Origin of the sequence: Pseudorhodobacter turbinis (assembly GCF_005234135.1) — a bacterium.
Taxonomy (GTDB): domain Bacteria; phylum Pseudomonadota; class Alphaproteobacteria; order Rhodobacterales; family Rhodobacteraceae; genus Pseudorhodobacter; species Pseudorhodobacter turbinis.
Genome location: NZ_CP039964.1, coordinates 631,366 through 650,089, shown reverse-complemented (window position 1 = coordinate 650,089; position 18,724 = coordinate 631,366). Strand labels below are relative to the sequence as shown.

Below are 18,724 nucleotides of genomic sequence, written 5' to 3'. Positions count from 1 at the left end.
CAGTAGGGTTTACGCGCCTTGTCAGGTCATTGCGCGGCTTGCGCCTTGCTTGGCCTTCACCACCCGCACGGCATCCCGTAGGGCGTCGAATGCTTGGGCGATTGCATCGGAGTCGTTCGTCGGTTCCCATTGGCAGATTGAAAGCAAGGCCAGTTGGCGGCGCGCTGACAAGCCGTGCATTGCACCTTCACTGCCGCGCGCTATCAAGTGTGCAGGTCACAAAACATGGAAGAGACGCCGCTGACGCGGCCCACCACTAACCCTTCAAGACCCGATACACTGAATCCCTACTGATCCCCAGCTTCTTCGCAGCACCTGCCTTGCTACCTGTCTCAGCGATAGCGGCATTGACCGCGTCAGCGGTGATGGTAGCAGGACGTCCCTTGAATGGGCTGTCAGCACCCTTGGCGAGGGCGGCGTCGATGCCTTCCCTCTGTCTTGCCTTGCGGATGTTTGTTTCGAACTCTGCCACAGCACCAAGGATTTGGTAGGTCATACGCCCTTCTGGTGTGGTCGTGTCGATGGCCTGATCAAGGCAACGTAACTGGACGCCCTTCTCTTCAAGGCGTGCAGTGATCTTGAGCAGGTCAGGCAGCGAACGTGCCAATCTGTCCAGCTTCGTGATGACAAGCACATCATATTCGCGGACGTAGTCGAGCATCCGTTCCAGCTCCTTGCGGCCTTCGGTACGGGTTCCACTCATCTTTTCCGAAAACAGCTTCTTACACCCTGCGCGCGTCAGCGCGTCTGTCTGGATGTCCAGTGACTGGGTGCGACTGCTGACACGTCCATAACCTACCAGTTCTCCCATGATAATTTCCTTCTGTGCGATTAGACTCTGCTTGATTTACCGTACTGTAAGATAAAGTGATTCGGTACTCTAATCATACATATTTACAGCATTTCTGGCAGTACGCTGTGCGTACACTCAAATCTGACTCAGACGAGCCACTTCCGTTTCCCAGCAGCCTCAACCCCATCGCGCGATCATCGTATGCTTATGCGTCGTCTGCGTTTGAGAAAACTCGCTGTCGCGGGGTTTGCAAGGCTGCCGTACTGTTCAGGCTTCTCATTGGGAGGCAGTTTTCGGGAGCGCTGGTAGGGCCATGTCAGCAGCTTGCATCTTGGGCTTTCAACGGAGCATCCATACGAAGCAGCCCTCAACGTTTCGTGATATTTGTTACGGTATTGAAGTGTTACGTGATAACGGGAGGGCTGCATGCTTGAAGCGGGCGGGCGCTACAATTGGATATTAGGCAATAATGTTGCGCGGCTAATTTGGGGGTTGCAGCGTTTGAGGCGTGAGGCGAATATTTGGAGCGTTCTGCGGACGTAGTCATGCGCGCGCATGGTATAACCAGCTTTCAGGAACTTGCGCACACACTGTTTGTTCGTTCTCTGAACAAGGCGCGCAGGTAGGACAGTAGGGGGTGATGGTGACTGACGAAAAGGGAATACAACGGCTTAATGTCGTGAAAGCGGAGTTTCGCAAGCTTCTGGACTTTCACGAAAAGAGCTTTGCGGAGATCGATACGAAGGCAAGGTATTGGCTTACCCTCACCTTACCATCGTTTGTTGCACTGATGGGATACATGTTCAAACAAGGCACGACAATGTCATTGCCCCTGTTAGTCGCCAACTCTGCGCTCGCAGCGTGCCTGTTTGTGTCCACAATACTGTTTTCATCGGTGCTAGTATCGCGCCGTGTTGAAAGTGGTGTCCTAATACCTGCTAGTCGGCAGATAGGCGACTTGGCTTGGTATCTGGAAACAGATGAAAACTGGGCTGAATTGCACCACGATCAGGCAGCGGAAATGCTTCGATCAATAGCCAACAACGAAACCCAAAACAATTTCAAGGCCGCACAGATGCGGCGTGGGGAGGTATCACTTCTTCGCGGTGCCCCCACCGCGATTTGTCTGGCTGGTGGCTCCGCCCTTTTGTACACCACTACCTGTCCAAGCTGGCTTGCCACTGTTGCCACTGGAATTGGCACCAGTGGACCGACCACCGGAAGCGTTGCCGCCACTGGGATTGCTATTGGAGTTGGAACCGCTGCCGCCTTTATTCTCGCCGACCATTTTTCTACCAAATGTTGATCCTGATGCTATCGAGAGTAAGCTAACTCATGTAGCTCTGCAATATAAAGTATAGTCTCACGCTTGGCCGTGAAACGAGCCTACAATTCATGTCGTCGCGATTGCTTGCAGGGCCGTGCTACAGCATTGTGCTGATGTATAATACGAACGGAAATAAGCGCCATGAAGTCAGACGACGAAGAAGAAATCAATACACCCGCCGATGCCCTAGTGGTTGCGAGCCGTTTTGCGGGGACGGGGAAATATGTGGCGAGTGTCGCATTTCGCGGTCAAGCGGACTTTGAATGGGGCGCGGTTCCCGGCATCTACCGAACGTCACCCTTTTTTGACAAGAGTATTGACAGGCCACACTCTATCAACAGCTTTGTTGCGAGCGCACATGCCTTGGAAAGTATCTTCGTTGAGAAGTTCTTTCTGCGGGCGCGCATACACCTGAATAATCCCGAACGGGGATTCGCCAGTGATCGGATTCTGGCGCAGCATTTTGGGGTTCCCACACGGTTGCTTGATTGGTCGGCAAATCCCCTTGTTGCGCTCTATTTCGCTGTCTCGGACCCAGATCACGAAGATAAAGACGGATCGTTCTACTTTCTGCACCCGGCAAATCGGTCAGTAAGCCGACTACCCACTGAAGAGCAACTCACGGCGCATAAAAAGGCTAACGACATGTTCATGCTTGATCCGCCTTACATTGATCAGCGCATCCCGGCACAAAGTGCCAAGCTGACGTTCCACACGATTGACAAGGACGCTAAGACCTTTACGCCATTGGAACAACAGGAGTTCGAGCCGGGCAAGCACTGGCTGCGGAAGTTCCGCATTCCCAGCCGCGCGAAAGGAACGATCTACAGGGAGTTGTTGCAGATCGGAGTCGATCACCATAGCATTTTCCCGGACCTGCAAGGGCTGGGTGAACAGATGCGCCGAAACTTCCTGTTGCGGGTCTACTAGTCCTCTATCAGTGGCACCCACCACCCCGGCGGGTGGAATTGCAGTTTTAGCGAGAGTCAGCCCACATATTCTGTGCGATTGCATCGTGAGACGGGTGGGCAATTTGCCTATAATACCAATTGCTGATGTTCCGCTGTAACATTGCGGCCGCATGCAACTGAGGCCTTCACTTAGTAAGCCCGTAGAAGAGGTTCCAGAGTCGCGAGGTCCTTGGTTGAACTTCCTTGAGGCAATCCAGAGATCGAGGGGCCTCCGGAATGGATTGGCAAAGACCCCACAAGAGTGCGTAACGCTGCCGCTCGACGTCAGCCAATCGCCACCCAGTAAAGGCCAACGTTACTAGGAGAACCGCGATGAGTGACAAGCGCATTAGAGGATGTCACAGTTGGCTTGATAAAGCTTTGTCTTCGCGATGCTAACCTGAAGCTCGTTATTCATAACCCATTCTTCATTGGGCAGAGGAAGCCCTCGTGCATCCTTCTTTACGACGGCATGGTAATCCCCCCCGAAAGTAAGGGGCTGCGGAAGTAGAATTTTCTCGGCAAGATGAACGAGGAGATTTTGAATGAAAATGACCAGATATAGCGAACCCCAGATCCTTGCGATCCTGCGCCAAGCCGAAGGTGGTGTGCCGGTGGCCGAGCTTTGCCGTGAACATGGCATGAGCAATGCGTCGTTTTACAAATGGCGTGCGAAGTATGGTGGCATGGATGCATCCATGGTCAGCCAGATGAAAGCCATGGAGGAAGAGAACCGCAGGCTGAAGCGGATGTATGCAGATCTGAGCATGCAGGCGGACTTATTGAAGGAAGCCCTCGGAAAAAAGTAACGGGGCCATCTCAGCGCCGCGAGATGGCCGAAACGGCGGTAGAGCGACGGGGCGTCAGCATCGCGCTGGCGTGCCGGGCCTTCGAGGTCAGCGAGCCCAAGCTTGGTGCGCTTACCGTTCAATTGGTATCGATAATGCCAACTCGCGGAAGTGTCGGAACGGATTACCAGACACAGCCCGCCGCCATCGTGATAATTGCCGGGAACCATGGCGGCTATGGCGGAGGCTTTTAGCTTCTCTTTCATTCGGAATCCCTACCTTGTATGGCGGGTTTTATGGTCCACTTGGGTTTCGATGGCAAGGATGCCGAAAATATAAATACGTTATTTCAAAGGACTAGATGCCATAAAAAGTACGGTGTGATGCCCTTCACCCGCTCCACTCCCCACAAAATTATTCAGCATGTTCTTGTAATGGCCCAACGTCTGTCGACTTATTTATCGACACACAAGGCTACTGCCTGTGATTTTAATCTGTATCTAAAAAGGAAAATGGTGGGTAATGACGGGCTCGAACCGCCGACATCTTCGGTGTAAACGAAGCGCTCTACCAACTGAGCTAATCACCCGACTGACGCTTAACTAGCCCAAGCCTTTCATCGCTGCAAGAGGTCATAAGCAGATTTTTTGCCAAGCCGCCATTTTTTTACACCAAGGTCTGCCGCCACAGACGGCCCATTGCAAACCCCGCTGAAGCTTGGCATTTTCAGGCTTCTAATTCAAAGGGGAAAGCCATGATCATCGGCCATATCGGCGTGCGCAAAGGGTCCAAAGGGGTGCCGGGAAAGAACTTCCGCCCAATTTGCGGCAAGCCTTTGATGGATTGGTCGCTGGATCAATTGTTTGACGAGCCGCGCGTGGATGCGGTTGTCGTCTCTACCGATGATGAGGCGATGTATGAACATGCGGTTAAACGTGGCGCGCTGGATATCGGGTTGCGCCCGGCCCATCTGGCGACCGACACCGCCGGCAAGTTCCACGTCTGGCAGCACGCGCTAGAGGTCACTGAGGCGATTACAGGCCCTACCACCGCCTTTCTGGATCTTGATTGCACCTCGCCACTGCGCCTGCCCTCAGATATCACCAATGCGCTGGACCTCTTTGCCAAAGAGCAGCCCGATATGGTCATGTCTTGCTGTGAGGCCCGTAAAAACCCCTATTTCAATCTTGTCGAGCCGGACGAGAGCGGCGCGCTGCATGTCTCCAAGCCCCTGCCCGGCCGCGTTCTGGCCCGCCAGCAAGCGCCTGTGGTCTATGAGCATGTCGGTGTTGTCTACGTTGTTTCCCCCGATTATTTGCGCCGCGCCGAGGGGCTTTATGATGGTCGGGTGATCCCTTATGTTTTATCTGCGGAACGCTGCCATGATATCGACAGCCCCTTTGATTTGCGGATTGTAGAGTTTTTGTTGCAACAACAAATAGATGCAGGCGAGAAACCTAAACCCTAAGGGCCGCGATACCCGCCAAGGTGCGGGGGGTTGCACCAGCATGGGCTGCGAAAAACGCATCGATTTGCGCGGCGGAGGGATCATCGCGCGCGATCAAAGCCTTCGCCAAAGCCTCGAAGTCAGGAACTGAGCGGGCCACGCCTGCGGCCTCTGCCTCCACGAGCGGGTATTCGATGGTCCAGGTTTCAGGCCCGACCAGAACCGGCTTTTTGAGGGCAAGCGGTTCGATGATATTATGCGCGCCTTTGGGGTTGAAGCCGCCGCCAACGACCACGCGGTCCGCCATAGCAAGGTAGAAATACATCTCTCCGAGGCTATCGCCATAAAGGACATCGATCCCCTCGGGCAAACTGCCGGAAAGATCTTTGGTCAGAACCTCGGAGCGCCGCGCCATGCGTAGGCCCGCATCCTTTATCTGCTGAGCGACCTCATTAAAACGTTCGGGACGGCGGGGGACATAGACGAAAAGTGTATCACGAACTTCTCGTACTGCTTTGATAGCACTTATATATCCGTCATCCTCACCCTCAATGGCACTGGCGATCACCACGACGTCTCGGGCAGGTTTCAGCGCACGACCGGCGGCAACTTGTGCGGGCGGTATTGGTTGGTCAAAGCGCAGCTCTCCGGTCACTTCGATCCGTTTCACCCCGACTTGGGCAAAGCGGCGCGCCTGTAGATCCGATTTCACCAAGGCCCCGGCAAAGCCCTGCATAAGCTGCGCCCTCAGGCCGGTTTGTCCATCGCGATCAAAGGCTTTGCTGGGGTATTGCGCATTGCACATGAAAAGGGGCACGCGGTGGCGGCGCGCGGCCATGATCATCCGTGGCCAAACCTCCACCTCCATCACCAAGCCGTATTTGGGGGTGAAACGGTGGAAAAAATTGGCAAAGCAAAGGCCAAGCTCAAACGGCACCCAGACCACCTGCACCTGCCCTGCCGCGATTTCATCGGTATAAACCTGGGTCGAAGAGCGCCTGCCTGCGGGCGTGAAATGGGTGATCACAACCCGTTCCCCCTGCCCCAAAAGCGCATTTATCAGCGGCACGGCCGAACGAAATTCCCCCAATGACACGGCATGCACCCAGATCGCATTCGGCATAGGCGTGCTGCCAAGGCCAAACCGTTCCGCTAGATGGCTGTGGTAATCGGGGTCCTTGCGGCCCCTGCGCCATAAGTAGAAAAGCGCCAAAGGCAGGCCGAGCGTCCATAACGCTGCATAGGCCCAAAGGGCAATCCGAAGCTTCATCTTCGGGAAATCGGTCATTTCATCAGCCCCAAAAGATCGGCGGCCAGACTTTCTAGCGGGGCCGCACGCCGCACCAAAGATTGCCCGCGCAGGCCCATTTGCCGCAACTCCCCGTTCAGCGCCGCCACCAACTGGGTGGCATCTGTGATCTCTTTGGCGGCCTGTGCCATCTGTAGTGATTTGAAATCATTTGTAAAGTTATCTATGCGCGGACCATGTAGAACGGCGGTCCCCAATGCAGAGGCCTCCCACGGGTTGTGCCCTTCGACCGCGCTAAAGCTGCCCCCGATAAGGGCGGCCTCGGCCAGCCGGTACCATAGGCCCAATTCCCCAAAGGTATCAGCCAGATAGACTGCTTGGCCTGCCAAGGTATCGCCCGAGCTGCGCTTGGCGAAGGGCAGATCGGGGGCTATGGCGCGCTTGGGGTCGCGTGGGACAAGCACCAGCAACCAGCGCGGATCCTCAGCAATCAGCCGGGCTTGGGCAGCCAATGCGACCGCCTCATCCTCAGGGTGGGTGGAGGCGGCGACCCAGACGCGGCGCCCCTCAAACATTGCGCCCATCCGGACCTGCTCTGCCCCATCTGCGGCAAGCATCGGTGCGGCGGACTTCACCGAAGGCGCCACCTCCACCCGAGGCGCGCCAAGTGCCATCAGGTTATCTGCGCTGCGGCTGTCTTGGGCCAGAACGAGTTGAAACCGTTTCAGAGAATCGGTGTATAATGCCTTGATAAAACGACGTTTGTTTAAAGACGCATCCGTGATCCGTGCATTCAAAAACACCAAGGGAATGCCGCGCTTATCTGCCATATAGGCGCAAAGCGGCCAGATATCCTGGTCGCTCCAGATTGACAGGTCCGGTTGCCAATGGTCCAGAAACCGCGCCACAAAAGCGGGCGCATCAAGCGGCAGATATTGGTGGATACTGCGCGGCGGCAGGTTGCCCGCCACCACTTCTGCCGAGGAACGCGCCGAGGAGGTCACCAGAAAATGCGCTTGCGGCTCCGCGCGGCCCATTGCAGCAATCACACCGCGCAGGGCCATCACCTCGCCCACGCCAACGCCGTGCAACCATATCAGCCGACCATCAGGCCGCGGCGCGCCCGCCTGCCCCAGCTTTTCTTGCCAACGCGCCGGATCTTCGCGCCCGCGGGCCAGGCGTTTGCGCAGGTGCGTCGGGGCCAAAGGCACCAGCATCCGCGTCAAGACGGTATAGGCCCGCAAGGCCTTGCCGGGGGGGCGTGCTTTATCCAAGGTCTTGAAACTCTTTTTGCAAACCGCGCGCCCAAAATTCCGGATCATTCAGCACCGCAGCAAAACGTTCAGCGGCAGAGCCGGACCCGAACCCCTCATGGCGCGGATGGCTTTTGCCCCATTCATCGTCCAGAAAAGTGGCAATCGTGTTGGCATCACCGGCATCGGCAAACCGAATGGACGGCGCATCAGAGCGGTTATGTTGACGCGTGCCAATATCCAATGAAGGAATGCCCAGAAACGGTGCCTCGCGCACGCCTGCGCTTGAGTTGCCAACCATACAGGCCGCGTTCTTCATCAGCTCCGAGAAATGCGCGAAACGCATCGAGGGCAACAGACGGAAACGCTCTTTCGGCAAGGCATTGATGACATCGAAGATCTCTTCGGAGCCGGGGTCGTTGTTCGGTGCGATCAGCACGAAATTCCGGCCAGAGGCCTCAAGCGCCGCGTAAAGATCACGCGCTTGTGTGCCCATCGTCGCCTGTTCCGAGGTGACGGGGTGGAACACACAAATCCCGAAATCCGAGAACGCGATGCCATAGCGGGCGCGCACCTCATCAATCGTCACGCCGGAGGCGCGCGAGTGGAAATCAAGCTCGGGCGAGCCGATGACATGCACCGCGGATTGCGGTTCACCCAATGCCATGACGCGGCGTGCGGCGGCGTCGGATGACACGAAATGCGCCGAGGCAAGCTTGGTGTTACAATGGCGAAAAATCTCGTCGATGGTGCCGGAAACCTCGCCGCCCTCGACATGGCCGGAACGGATGTAATTCGTGGCCGCGACCAAGGTGCAGGCCAGCGCCTCGACGCGGTCACCGTGCGTGATGATCAGATCGGGGCGCATTTCGGTGACGAAATCGGAAAACCCCATCACGGTTTTGGCCAGCACCATATCCTGCGGATCATTGGGGCGCTGGTTGAGAAACTCATAGGCCATGATGCCGTCGAGGCGCTGCACCTCAAGCTTGGTCAGCCCGTAGCGTGCCATCATATGCATGCCGGTCACGAAAAATGACACCTCAAACCCCGCCGTTTTCGCGGCAGAGGCGAGCGGTTCCAGCTTGCCAAAATCGGCGCGGGTTCCGGTGACGAAAAGCAATTTTCGCGTCATGCGCGGCCCTCTTTACTGTTGTGTGCATATACCATTTACAGGGTTACGCCAGATCATCCCATTTCAACTGGGTGTTGCGCGTAACCGCCCGTGTCAGCCGACGGCCCACCACCTTGTCGAAATCATAGCCTGCGATCTCACCGCTACCGGGGCGGCGTGCCCAGATATCAGATTCTGTGATCACATGACCTGCGGCCAGATCGCGATCGGCCACCACGCTTGCGCGGGCAAAGCGATAGACCGGCTCTTCGGCCTCGGTGCGCCGTTTGGGGTTGTTCGCGGCAATCCAGATTTCACGCGAACGGTCGATCAGGTGGCGCAGCTCTGCCGGGTCCATGGAGTTGATGATATCCGGCCCGATGCGGTAGCGGCTGTCGGTATAATGCCGCTCCAGGATGCTTGCCCCCAAGGCGACACTTGCCAATGCCATCTCCGGCCCGATGGAGTGGTCGGAAAAGCCGACAATAGCCTTGGGAAAGGCTGCCTTAAGGTCAGTAACCCCTTTCAGAGAAACAATTTCTGGTGGGCTGGGATAAAGATTGGTGCATTCCAAAAGCGCATAATCCACCCCCGCTGCATCTAGAATTGCAACACTGGCGCGGATGGAATCGATGCTTTGCATCCCCGTCGACATGATCACCGGCTTGCCCTTGCGCGCGATATGGCGGATCAATGGCAGGTTGTCCGCCTCGCCTGATCCAATCTTATAGGCGGGCACATCGAGGGTTTCCAGAAAATCGGCCGCCGCACGGCTGAACGGGGTGGAGAGGTAAATCATCCCGAGGCTTTCGGTATACTCCTTCAGGCTGCGCTCATCCTCTAGCGACAGCGCGCAACCCGCCATCACATCCCAGATAGAGACATCGGCATTGGGCGGAAAGATCGATTTCGCCTCCTCCGTCATCTCGTCTTCGAGGATATGGGTCTGATGCTTGACGCATTCACAGCCCGAAAGCGCCGCGAGCCGCACCATTTCGCGCGCCACCTCAAGGCTACCGCCATGGTTGATGCCGATTTCGGCGATCACCAAAGGCGGATGGGCGGGGCCGATCTCACGGTTTCCGATTTTCATGTGTCACATTCCCTTTAAACGCGGTTATACCCGCCGCAATCCATCGCGAAAACGCCGCATGTTGGCGCGGTAATTGGCCGCCGATTCCAACAGCTTTGCCTGCGCCTCTGCGTCCAGCACCCGGATCACCTTGCCGGGTGCGCCCATCACAAGGCTGCCGTCGGGGATCTCTTTGCCTTCGGTAATCAAGGCCCCCGCGCCGATCAAACAGCCCTTGCCGATACGCGCGCCATTCAACACCGTCGCGCCCATCCCGATCAAGGAGCCCTCACCGATGGTGCAGCCGTGCAGCATCGCCTTATGGCCGATGGTGCAATTGGCACCGATGGTCAGCGGATAGCCCATATCGGTGTGGAGCACAGAATTTTCCTGCACATTGCTGCCAGCACCGACCAGAATTTCTTCATTGTCACCGCGCAGGGTGGCGCCGAACCAGATGCTCGCGCCTTCCTCCAGCACGATCTTGCCAATCAGATTGGCATCCGCCGCGACCCAAGTGTCGGCGTGGATTTTCGGGGCGTATCCGTCGAGGGCATAGATCATCTGGCGTCAAACTCCTGATTGAGACTGCGGACAAAGCTGGAAAGTTGCGGCTGGCGGTCGCGGCGCAGGCGCTCGCCCTCTAGAATGGTGCGAAGCTGGGTAAAGGTCTGGTCCAATTCGCGGTTTACCAGAACATAATCATATTCCGCCCAATGGCTGATCTCGCTTTGGCTTTTGGCCATGCGACCTGAAATCACCTCATCGCTGTCTTGGGCGCGGCCGCGCAGGCGGCTTTCCAGCTCTGCGATCGAAGGCGGCAGCACGAAAACCGACACCACGTCCCGCCCAAGCGAGGAGTTACGGATTTGCTGACCGCCCTGCCAGTCGATATCAAACAGCGTATCGCGCCCCTCTTGCATTGCCGCCTCGACCGGCGCTTTGGGTGATCCGTAAAAGTTGTCGAACACTTTGGCATGTTCCAGCATCTCGCCTGCCTCGATCATCGCCTCAAAATCGGCACGGTCGCGGAAGTAATACTCGCGCCCGTCCTCTTCGCCCGGGCGTGGGGCGCGGGTCGTGGCCGAAACGGAAAAGCGGATCGTCGGATCCCATTGCATCAACATCCGCGCAAGGGTGGATTTCCCCGCACCCGAGGGTGAGGAAAGGATAAGCAATAGCCCGCGGCGGGTGGCACTGTCTGGCCCCGAATTATTTGACATCGTCATTCCACGTTTTGAACCTGTTCACGCATCTGGTCTATCACGGTTTTCAGGTCAAGCCCAACCCGCGTTAGCGCCAGGGATTGCGCCTTGGAACACAGGGTATTTGCCTCGCGCATGAATTCCTGCATCAAGAAGTCGAGCTTGCGGCCAACGGACACATCCGCCGCAATCAGGGCATGGGCGGCATCGGTATGGGCGTGTAACCGGTCCAGTTCCTCGCGGATATCGGTTTTGACGGCCAGCAGCGCCAATTCCTGGGCAAGCCGCACCTGATCGATGCTATCGGTGGCTTGGAGCAGTTTCTGGACATTGTCCCGCAAGGTCTCGGCGGCAGTCTGACTGCGGTTTTCGGCCTCGGCCTCGGCGGTGGTGGTATGGGCTTCGATCTGTGCAAGCTGGTTCTGGATGATAATATGCAGGGCCGCGCCCTCTTGCGCGCGCATGAATTTAAGATCCTCCACCGCGGCTTGGAAATCTTGTAAAATGGCGGCGGCAAGCGGTGTGGTATCTTCCTCGGTCTGGTTCTGTTCCATCACCCCGCGCATAAGCAGCACATCCGCTTGGCTGGCCTGCGCAAGCGTCATGCCGCTGGCCATGGCGGCGGCCTCCACCTCACTGAGCATTGAAAGGGCGCTGCGCAACGCAGGCGTGTTCAACCGCAGGGCGCTTTCCCCCGCAGCCTCGCGCGCAACCTTGAGGGTGACGGATATACTGCCGCGCGTCAGGTTTTTGGACAGAATCGCCCTCATCTCCCCCTCTAGCCCGTTAACCCATTCCGGCACCCGTAAGCGCAAATCCAAGCCCTTGGCATTTACGGAACGGACATCAAGCTGCCATGAATAGGCCGCGAACTGGCCCCGCCTTGTGGCGTAGCCGGTCATGGATTTGGTCATGATTACAGGTCCTTCCATCTAGATATTGCGTTGCGCGCGCCTGATAAGCCCGATGTTTACCATTTATATTGTTTATTTGCCAAATGCAGCAGGCTTCGTGTAATTTAAGACTTTAGTAAGGCTTCTTGCCGCATTCTTAACAAAGTCAAACCCCGACAATTGGGGGCCGACACAGTTTGCAATGCAAGAAGGGTACAGCAATTTGAAGGGCCACCCCAAAGCGGTGTGGGCAGGGTTACGATATGACTTCCATCTTTACCGAAACGGACCAAGCCGAATCCCTGCCCAACAAATCCCGGCCTGATCCGTTGCCGCAACTGACCGCGTATTGGGAAGCCTTGCGCGAGGGGGACAATATTCCCCACCGAGCCCAGATCAGTCCGCGCGGGATCGAAGCGGCCCTGTCCTCTACCTTTCTGATTGAACGGGTCGCCCCCAATGTTTCACGCTTTCGAATCGCCGGGATGGAGCTGGCCGATTTCATGGGAATGGAAGTGCGCGGCCTACCGTTTTCCGCGATATTTGGCCCCGAGGCCCGCCATGATGTCGCTGACAAGCTTTCACGGGTGTTTGATGATCCCGCACGGCTGACCATGGAACTTGTGGCAGAGCGAGGTCTCGGCCGCCCTGCCCTGACCGCACGTATGCTGGTGCTGCCGCTGCTTGATACACAGGGCCGCATTGCAATGGCGCTTGGCTGTATGGCGATCGAGGGCAAGGTGGGCCGGAGCCCGCGCCGGTTTGACGTTGCAAAAGCCACCGTCAGCAGGATTTACCAGCCAGCCCCCGCGCCTCTGCCCGAAAAACCGACAGGTTTCCAGCCACTGGTGCTTGAATCCAGTAAACCACGTGCTTTCGCTGAGGATGCCACCCCGTTTGAGGCGCCGCGTGCGAAATCCGCGCCCTACCTGCGGGTTGTGAAGTAAGCTATTGTTTCCGAACATAGATGCCTGACATAAAAACACCGCCCGAATAGGGGCGGTGTTTTTAGTATCGAGGTATTTTTCAATAGCTTACATAGCAACGCGGCGGTCAGCGTTGCGAATGTTTGACAGCTCCTCTGCGACCAGGAAGGCCAGTTCCAGTGACTGGCTGGCGTTCAGGCGCGGGTCGCAAGCAGTGTGATAGCGGTCCGACAGGTTCTCATCCGTTACAGCGCGCAAACCGCCGGTGCATTCGGTAACATCCTTGCCGGTCATCTCAAAATGCACACCGCCGGGGATCGTACCTTCGGCATGGTGAATCGCAAAGAATTCACGAACTTCACGCAGAACAGATTCGAACGGACGCGTTTTATAGCCCGAAGCCGCCTTGATCGTGTTGCCATGCATCGGATCACAAGACCACAAGACCTTTGCGCCCTCTTCCTGCACGGCCTTGATCAGACGTGGCAGGTTGTCCCCTACATTGCCTGCCCCGAAACGAGCGATCAACGTCAGTCGTCCCGCCTCGTTTTCAGGGTTCAGCTTGGCCATCAGGACCTTCAGGTCATCGGCAGTAGTCGTCGGCCCGCATTTCAACCCGATCGGGTTTGAAACGCCGCGCGCAAATTCCACATGTGCGCCGTCGGGCTGACGGGTGCGATCCCCGATCCAGATCATATGCCCCGACCCCGCGATCGGCTGGCCCGAGATACTGTCAACGCGCGAGAGTGCCTCTTCATACTCCAGCAACAAGGCTTCGTGGCTGGTGTAGAAGTCAACTTTGGAAAGCTGGTGCGCGGTGGTGCTGTCGACGCCTGCGGCCACCATGAAATCAAGCGCATCCGAGATGCGGTTCGACAATTCGCGGTAACGCTCGGCCTTGTCATGTTCGGCAAAGCCAAGGGTCCAGGAATGGACGCGGTGAATATCGGCAAAGCCGCCGGTCGAGAACGCGCGCAGCAAATTCAGGCTGGCGGCGGCCTGGGTGTAGGCTTGCAGCATGCGCTTGGGATCGGGGATGCGGCTTTCTTGCGTGGCCTCGAACCCGTTGATGATATCGCCGCGGTAGCTGGCGAATTCCTCACCGTTGATGACCTCGGTCGGGGCCGAGCGGGGCTTGGCAAACTGTCCGGCCATACGGCCCACCTTCACCACCGGCACTTTGGCACCATAGGTCAGCACCACCGCCATCTGCAGCATCACCCGAAAGGTGTCGCGGATATTGTCGGCGGAAAATTCCGCAAAGCTTTCAGCGCAATCGCCGCCTTGCAGCAAAAAGGCCTTGCCTTCAGAGGCCGCGCCAAGCTGTGCTTTCAAGCGGCGCACCTCACCTGCAAATACCAACGGCGGATATTTCGCAAGCTGTGCCTCAACGGCGTTCAAGGCATCTGCATCCAGATAATCGGGCATTTGCACCCGTGGTTTGCTGCGCCAATCTGATTTTGTCCAAGCCTGCGTCATCGGTCTTCTCCGAAAGTTAGCGGTATCTGGTTTTGTATAGGGAATGCGCGGCTGATTGCAAAGCCTGAAAGGCCGCCTTCCCCCTTGCCGAGCTTGCGTTTTCCTGTTTCGGTGGTCCGGGCTCCTCTCGTTATAGGTGAAGAATGTTTGTCGCGCCGAAAAAAGCTACGTCTGTCACCAAGGATAGCGCGCCCAAACGCTTTGTCTTTTTGCTGTTGGACCAGTTTACAATGCTGTCCTTTGCCAGCGCGATAGAGCCGTTGCGCATTGCCAACCGCGTGATGGGGGTTCCTGCTTATAGCTGGGTGCTGGCGGGCGAAGGCGATGGTTTTGTCAAATGCTCCAACGGTGCTGCCTTTACGCTTGATATCGGGCTGGAAGAGATTGACCGCGAAGACACTGTTTTGGTGTGTGGCGGCATCGATGTGCAAAAGGCCACGACCAAGGGTGTGTTGAACTGGCTGCGCCGCGAGGCGCGGCGCGGGGTGGCGATTGGCGGGCTATGCACCGGTGCCTTTGCCTTGGCCAAAGCGGGACTGCTGGACGGGCGCAAGGCCACGATCCACTGGGAAAACCAGGACGGCTTTATGGAGGAGTTTGAGCAGGTCAGCCTTACCCGGTCGATCTTTGTGATCGATGGCAACCGGATGAGCACGGCCGGCGGCACCGCGTCGCTGGATATGATGCTCAAGATCATTTCGGCCGATCATGGCGATGATATTGCCAACACGGTCGCGGATCAGTTGATCTATTCCACAATCCGAACCGATCAAGACACACAACGTCTGTCTATCCCCACGCGGATCGGCGTGCGCCATCCCAAACTGTCGCAGGTCATCCAGATCATGGAACAGGCCATCGAAGAGCCGATCAGCCCCGCCGATCTGGCCGAAGATGTGGGCATGTCCACACGCCAGCTTGAGCGTCTGTTCCGCCGCTATCTGAACCGCAGCCCGAAACGCTATTATATGGAGTTGCGCCTGTCCAAGGCGCGCAATCTGTTGATGCAAACCGATATGTCGGTGATCAATGTGGCGCTGGCTTGCGGGTTTGCCTCGCCTTCGCATTTCTCCAAATGCTACCGCGCGCATTATTCCACCACCCCCTACCGTGAGCGCGGTACCCAGGGTGGGGCCAACATGCAGGCACCATCTTGAAACTGCCGTTACGTAACTGCATCGTAACTGGGCACCCGCATCAACGGCGCGGCATAAAATAACGTTTTAAGCGCCTCAAACCCCTGCTTTGACATGTTTTGCAGCCTTTTCTTTTGATATGACTGCGTCTAGGCTTCCGATAGGAACAAGTTCCACTAGGGAGTTAAAAATGAAAAAACTAATGCTGGCCTCCGCTGCGACTGCTTTGATGGCAGGCGGCGCATTTGCCGAAGATGCGAAAATCGGAATTATTCTTGGCTTTACCGGCCCGCTGGAATCGATCACGCCAAGCATGGCCGCCTCGGCCGAGCTGGCGATCAAAGAGGTTAGCGATTCGGGGAAATTCATGGGCGGCGGCACGGTAACATCCGTCCGCGCTGACAGCACATGTATCGATGCATCAGCCGCCACCGCCGCGGCAGAGCGCTTGATCACCGTTGAAGGCGTCAACGCAATCATGGGCGCGGATTGCTCGGGTGTGACCGGTTCGGTTTTGCAAAACGTGGCGCGCCCGAACGGCATTGGCATGATCTCGCCTTCGGCGACCTCTCCGGGGCTTTCGGATGCCGAAGATGACGGGTTGTTCTTCCGCACCTCGCCTTCCGATGCGCGTCAGGGTGAAGTGGTCGCTGAAATCTTGACTGACCGTGGCGTGAAATCCATCGCGGTTTCCTATACCAATAACGACTATGGCAAGGGCTTGTCCGACAGCATCGCCGCTGCGTTTGAGGCAAAGGGTGGCAAGGTCACCGCCAATACCGCGCATGAGGACGGCAAGGCCGACTATTCCGCCGAGGTGGCCACGCTGGCATCGGCCGGTGGTGATGTTCTGGTGGTTGCGGGCTATGTCGACCAAGGCGGTAAGGGCATCATTCAGGCCTCTTTGGACACCGGCGCGTTTGACACCTTCTATCTGCCCGACGGCATGTATGGCGAAAGCCTGATCGAGGCCATCGGCAGCGGGCTGGACGGCACTTATGGTACCATCCCCGGCACCGATTCCGAAGGTGCCGCCAAGTTCGCAGAGCTGGCAACGGCGGCCGGTTTCGACCCGACATCCTCCTTTACCGGCGAAAGCTATGATGCGGCGGCTTTGATGTTGCTGGCGATGGCTGCGGCCAAATCCACCGATTCCAAAGACTGGATCACAAAGGTCATGGATGTTGCCAACGCACCGGGCGAAAAGATCGAACCCGGCCAGCTTGGTCACGCGCTGGAGTTGATCGCAGCGGGCACCGATATCGATTATGTCGGCGCGACTGCGGTTGAACTGATCGGCAACGGCGAATCTGCCGGCAGCTTCCGGGAGTTCACTGTCACCGACGGGGCGTTCGTGACAGATGGCTTTCGCTGATCCTCGAAACGGCTGAGTTAAAGCGTCCCGAAAGGTTTGCCTTTTCGGGACGCTTTTTGATTTGCGACAGCGTGTAGTGCTGGTTGGGGGATAGGTTCAACATGATTAGTGTTCAGAATCTGCATAAGAAATTTGGGGCATTTAGTGCCGTCGACGGGGCTTCGCTCGAAATCGCGACCGGCTCCATTACCGGTTTGATCGGGCCGAACGGGGCGGGTAAGACCACCTTGTTCAACGTTATTGCAGGGCGTTTACCGGCAAGTTCCGGCAAGGTATTTATGGCGGGTGAAGATATCACCGGCCTGCCCCCGCACGAGCTTTTTCACAAAGGCCTGCTGCGGACATTCCAGATCGCGCATGAATTCGGCTCGATGACCGTGCGTGAAAATCTGATGATGGTGCCGGAAAATCAGGCGGGTGAGACCCTTTGGAATACATGGTTTTCCCGTGGCCGTGTTGCCGAGGAAGAACGCCGCATTCGCGACCAGGCCGATGAGGTGCTCGACTTTTTGACCATCAGCCATCTGGCCGATGAAAAAGCGGCCAATATATCCGGCGGGCAGAAAAAGCTGTTGGAGTTGGGCCGCACGATGATGGTCGATGCCAAGATCGTGTTTTTGGATGAGGTGGGTGCCGGTGTGAACCGTACCCTGCTGAACACCATAGGCGATGCGATTGTGCGCCTGAACAAAGAGCGCGGCTATACTTTTTGTGTGATTGAACACGACATGGATTTCATCGCGCGGCTTTGCGACCCGGTGATCTGCATGGCCGAGGGCAAGGTTCTGGCGCAAGGCACGGTGGATGAGGTCAAGAACGACGAGCGCGTGATTGAGGCCTATCTTGGCACCGGATTGAAAAACAAAGTGAAATCCAATGCGTGATATGATGCTGCCTTGCGCGCCGCGATTAAAATTTTTTGAACAGATAAAACTGCGGTGCATTGCGTCACCCAAGGGGGCGTGATGGCCGAACCGTTTTTGATTGGTGAGCGGATGACCGGCGGCTATGGCGCTGCCGATATTTTGCATGGCTGCACGATTGCCGTCGAAAAGGGCGAGATTGCCGTGATCGTCGGCCCCAATGGCGCTGGCAAATCCACAGCGATGAAGGCAGTGTTTGGCATGCTGAACCTGCGCTCGGGTCATGTGAAGCTGGAGGGGGAGGATATCACCGCGCTCAGCCCGCAAGACCGTGTGGCAAAGGGCATGGGGTTTGTGCCGCAGACCTCCAATATCTTTACCTCCATGACCGTTGAGGAAAATCTGGAAATGGGGGCGTTTTTGCGCCGCGATGATATTTCCGGCACGATGGAGCAAATCTATGATCTTTTTCCCATCCTCAAGGAAAAGCGATTTCAGGCCGCAGGGGAACTTTCGGGCGGGCAACGTCAACAGGTTGCCGTGGGCCGCGCGTTGATGACCAAGCCCAAGGTTTTGATGCTGGATGAGCCGACGGCCGGTGTCTCGCCTATCGTGATGGATGAGCTGTTTGACCGCATCATCGAGATCGCCCGCGCAGGTATTTCCATTCTGATGGTGGAACAAAATGCGCGGCAGGCCTTGGAGATCGCGGATAAAGGCTACGTGCTGGTGCAAGGTGCCAACCGTTTCACCGATACCGGACAGGCGCTAATGCAGGACCCTGAGGTTCGCCGCAGTTTCTTGGGGGGCTGATATGAATTTGAGACCCCAACGCATAACAAGCCAGGAGCAAA

Annotated in this window: 18 protein-coding genes, 1 tRNA gene and 1 pseudogene; 9 read left to right on the top strand and 11 right to left on the bottom strand. The window is 56.9% G+C overall.

What is annotated here, in order from left to right; genetic code table 11:
* Positions 1-21: 21 nt before the first annotated feature.
* Together EOK75_RS20715 and EOK75_RS02995 are read right to left on the bottom strand one after the other, a co-directional pair.
* Entirely contained in the window at positions 22-180 is a 159-nt protein-coding gene (locus tag EOK75_RS20715) for a hypothetical protein (protein ID WP_168199128.1), read from the bottom strand.
* A gap of 76 nt (positions 181-256) precedes the next feature.
* Positions 257-811, bottom strand: a complete 555-nt coding sequence (locus tag EOK75_RS02995; RefSeq protein ID WP_137192512.1) for a recombinase family protein — start codon at positions 809-811, stop codon at positions 257-259.
* Positions 812-1,436: 625 nt separating this feature from the next.
* On the opposite strand from EOK75_RS02995, the gene EOK75_RS02990 reads away from it, so the two are divergent.
* From EOK75_RS02990 to EOK75_RS02975, 3 genes and pseudogenes are all read left to right on the top strand, one after another.
* Positions 1,437-2,099: a hypothetical protein gene (locus EOK75_RS02990; RefSeq protein WP_137192511.1), complete on the top strand. Its 663-nt coding sequence runs from the start codon at positions 1,437-1,439 to the stop codon at positions 2,097-2,099.
* Positions 2,100-2,261: 162 nt separating this feature from the next.
* The gene (locus EOK75_RS02985; RefSeq protein ID WP_137192510.1) at positions 2,262-3,050 is read left to right on the top strand and encodes an FRG domain-containing protein; all 789 of its coding nucleotides are present in this window, start codon (positions 2,262-2,264) and stop codon (positions 3,048-3,050) included.
* Positions 3,051-3,615: 565 nt separating this feature from the next.
* Positions 3,616-3,974, top strand: a pseudogene (locus EOK75_RS02975) (transposase); the annotation flags it as partial.
* A gap of 397 nt (positions 3,975-4,371) precedes the next feature.
* Here the strand turns inward: EOK75_RS02975 and EOK75_RS02970 are convergent.
* Positions 4,372-4,447, bottom strand: a tRNA-Val gene (locus EOK75_RS02970).
* A 165-nt stretch (positions 4,448-4,612) separates the two neighbouring features.
* On the opposite strand from EOK75_RS02970, the gene EOK75_RS02965 reads away from it, so the two are divergent.
* Entirely contained in the window at positions 4,613-5,326 is a 714-nt protein-coding gene (locus tag EOK75_RS02965) for an acylneuraminate cytidylyltransferase family protein (protein ID WP_137192508.1), read from the top strand.
* Here EOK75_RS02965 and EOK75_RS02960 read toward each other — a convergent pair.
* Genes EOK75_RS02960 through EOK75_RS02930 form a run of 7 tightly spaced genes read right to left on the bottom strand, consistent with a single transcriptional unit; the run spans position 5,316 to position 12,112 of the window.
* Positions 5,316-6,593, bottom strand: coding sequence for a 3-deoxy-D-manno-octulosonic acid transferase (locus tag EOK75_RS02960; protein WP_137192507.1), 1,278 nt, complete (start codon positions 6,591-6,593; stop codon positions 5,316-5,318). The two genes, EOK75_RS02965 and EOK75_RS02960, sit on opposite strands and share 11 nt — an antisense overlap.
* Positions 6,590-7,828: a 3-deoxy-D-manno-octulosonic acid transferase gene (locus tag EOK75_RS02955; RefSeq protein ID WP_168199127.1), complete on the bottom strand. Its 1,239-nt coding sequence runs from the start codon at positions 7,826-7,828 to the stop codon at positions 6,590-6,592. The genes EOK75_RS02960 and EOK75_RS02955 overlap by 4 nt, the downstream gene beginning before the upstream one ends.
* Positions 7,821-8,942 carry a UDP-N-acetylglucosamine 2-epimerase gene (gene neuC / locus EOK75_RS02950; protein WP_137192505.1) on the bottom strand — a complete coding sequence of 374 codons (1,122 nt, stop codon included), beginning with the start codon at positions 8,940-8,942 and terminating at the stop codon, positions 7,821-7,823. Before neuC ends, EOK75_RS02955 begins: the two co-directional genes overlap by 8 nt.
* Positions 8,943-8,985: 43 nt before the next feature.
* Positions 8,986-10,014 (bottom strand): N-acetylneuraminate synthase family protein, encoded by a 1,029-nt coding sequence (locus EOK75_RS02945; protein WP_137192504.1) that lies wholly within the window; start codon positions 10,012-10,014, stop codon positions 8,986-8,988.
* 24 nt (positions 10,015-10,038) lie between these two features.
* Positions 10,039-10,557 (bottom strand): gamma carbonic anhydrase family protein, encoded by a 519-nt coding sequence (locus EOK75_RS02940; RefSeq protein ID WP_137192503.1) that lies wholly within the window; start codon positions 10,555-10,557, stop codon positions 10,039-10,041.
* Positions 10,554-11,216: a guanylate kinase gene (gmk, locus tag EOK75_RS02935; RefSeq protein ID WP_137194260.1), complete on the bottom strand. Its 663-nt coding sequence runs from the start codon at positions 11,214-11,216 to the stop codon at positions 10,554-10,556. Before gmk ends, EOK75_RS02940 begins: the two co-directional genes overlap by 4 nt.
* 2 nt (positions 11,217-11,218) lie before the next feature.
* The gene (locus tag EOK75_RS02930) at positions 11,219-12,112 is read right to left on the bottom strand and encodes a YicC/YloC family endoribonuclease (RefSeq protein ID WP_137192502.1); all 894 of its coding nucleotides are present in this window, start codon (positions 12,110-12,112) and stop codon (positions 11,219-11,221) included.
* A 242-nt stretch (positions 12,113-12,354) separates the two neighbouring features.
* On the opposite strand from EOK75_RS02930, the gene EOK75_RS02925 reads away from it, so the two are divergent.
* Entirely contained in the window at positions 12,355-13,038 is a 684-nt protein-coding gene (locus EOK75_RS02925) for a PAS domain-containing protein (RefSeq protein WP_137192501.1), read from the top strand.
* Positions 13,039-13,125: 87 nt separating this feature from the next.
* Here the strand turns inward: EOK75_RS02925 and EOK75_RS02920 are convergent, their stop codons facing one another.
* Entirely contained in the window at positions 13,126-14,496 is a 1,371-nt protein-coding gene (locus tag EOK75_RS02920; RefSeq protein WP_137192500.1) for a class II 3-deoxy-7-phosphoheptulonate synthase, read from the bottom strand.
* A 143-nt stretch (positions 14,497-14,639) separates the two neighbouring features.
* On the opposite strand from EOK75_RS02920, the gene EOK75_RS02915 reads away from it, so the two are divergent.
* The 4 genes from EOK75_RS02915 (at position 14,640) to EOK75_RS02900 (ending at position 18,683) form a co-directional block, all read left to right on the top strand.
* Positions 14,640-15,653, top strand: coding sequence for a GlxA family transcriptional regulator (locus EOK75_RS02915; protein WP_137192499.1), 1,014 nt, complete (start codon positions 14,640-14,642; stop codon positions 15,651-15,653).
* 169 nt (positions 15,654-15,822) lie between these two features.
* A complete protein-coding gene (locus EOK75_RS02910; protein WP_137192498.1) occupies positions 15,823-17,007 on the top strand; it encodes an ABC transporter substrate-binding protein in 1,185 nt (394 codons plus the stop codon).
* Positions 17,008-17,108: 101 nt separating this feature from the next.
* Complete coding sequence (locus EOK75_RS02905) at positions 17,109-17,891, top strand: ABC transporter ATP-binding protein (RefSeq protein ID WP_137192497.1); 783 nt, start codon at positions 17,109-17,111, stop codon at positions 17,889-17,891.
* 81 nt (positions 17,892-17,972) lie between these two features.
* A complete protein-coding gene (locus EOK75_RS02900; protein ID WP_137192496.1) occupies positions 17,973-18,683 on the top strand; it encodes an ABC transporter ATP-binding protein in 711 nt (236 codons plus the stop codon).
* Positions 18,684-18,724: the final 41 nt, after the last annotated feature.

Bases quoted from the DNA above. Each gene is read 5' to 3' on its own strand.
- EOK75_RS20715 (WP_168199128.1), bottom strand. From the start codon at position 180: ATGCACGGCTTGTCAGCGCGCCGCCAACTGGCCTTGCTTTCAATCTGC.
- EOK75_RS02995 (WP_137192512.1), bottom strand. From the start codon at position 811: ATGGGAGAACTGGTAGGTTATGGACGTGTCAGCAGTCGCACCCAGTCA.
- EOK75_RS02985 (WP_137192510.1), top strand. From the start codon at position 2,262: ATGAAGTCAGACGACGAAGAAGAAATCAATACACCCGCCGATGCCCTA.
- EOK75_RS02965 (WP_137192508.1), top strand. From the start codon at position 4,613: ATGATCATCGGCCATATCGGCGTGCGCAAAGGGTCCAAAGGGGTGCCG.
- EOK75_RS02960 (WP_137192507.1), bottom strand. From the start codon at position 6,593: ATGACCGATTTCCCGAAGATGAAGCTTCGGATTGCCCTTTGGGCCTAT.
- neuC (WP_137192505.1), bottom strand. From the start codon at position 8,942: ATGACGCGAAAATTGCTTTTCGTCACCGGAACCCGCGCCGATTTTGGC.
- EOK75_RS02945 (WP_137192504.1), bottom strand. From the start codon at position 10,014: ATGAAAATCGGAAACCGTGAGATCGGCCCCGCCCATCCGCCTTTGGTG.
- EOK75_RS02940 (WP_137192503.1), bottom strand. From the start codon at position 10,557: ATGATCTATGCCCTCGACGGATACGCCCCGAAAATCCACGCCGACACT.
- gmk (WP_137194260.1), bottom strand. From the start codon at position 11,216: ATGTCAAATAATTCGGGGCCAGACAGTGCCACCCGCCGCGGGCTATTG.
- EOK75_RS02930 (WP_137192502.1), bottom strand. From the start codon at position 12,112: ATGACCAAATCCATGACCGGCTACGCCACAAGGCGGGGCCAGTTCGCG.
- EOK75_RS02925 (WP_137192501.1), top strand. From the start codon at position 12,355: ATGACTTCCATCTTTACCGAAACGGACCAAGCCGAATCCCTGCCCAAC.
- EOK75_RS02920 (WP_137192500.1), bottom strand. From the start codon at position 14,496: ATGACGCAGGCTTGGACAAAATCAGATTGGCGCAGCAAACCACGGGTG.
- EOK75_RS02915 (WP_137192499.1), top strand. From the start codon at position 14,640: ATGTTTGTCGCGCCGAAAAAAGCTACGTCTGTCACCAAGGATAGCGCG.
- EOK75_RS02910 (WP_137192498.1), top strand. From the start codon at position 15,823: ATGAAAAAACTAATGCTGGCCTCCGCTGCGACTGCTTTGATGGCAGGC.
- EOK75_RS02905 (WP_137192497.1), top strand. From the start codon at position 17,109: ATGATTAGTGTTCAGAATCTGCATAAGAAATTTGGGGCATTTAGTGCC.
- EOK75_RS02900 (WP_137192496.1), top strand. From the start codon at position 17,973: ATGGCCGAACCGTTTTTGATTGGTGAGCGGATGACCGGCGGCTATGGC.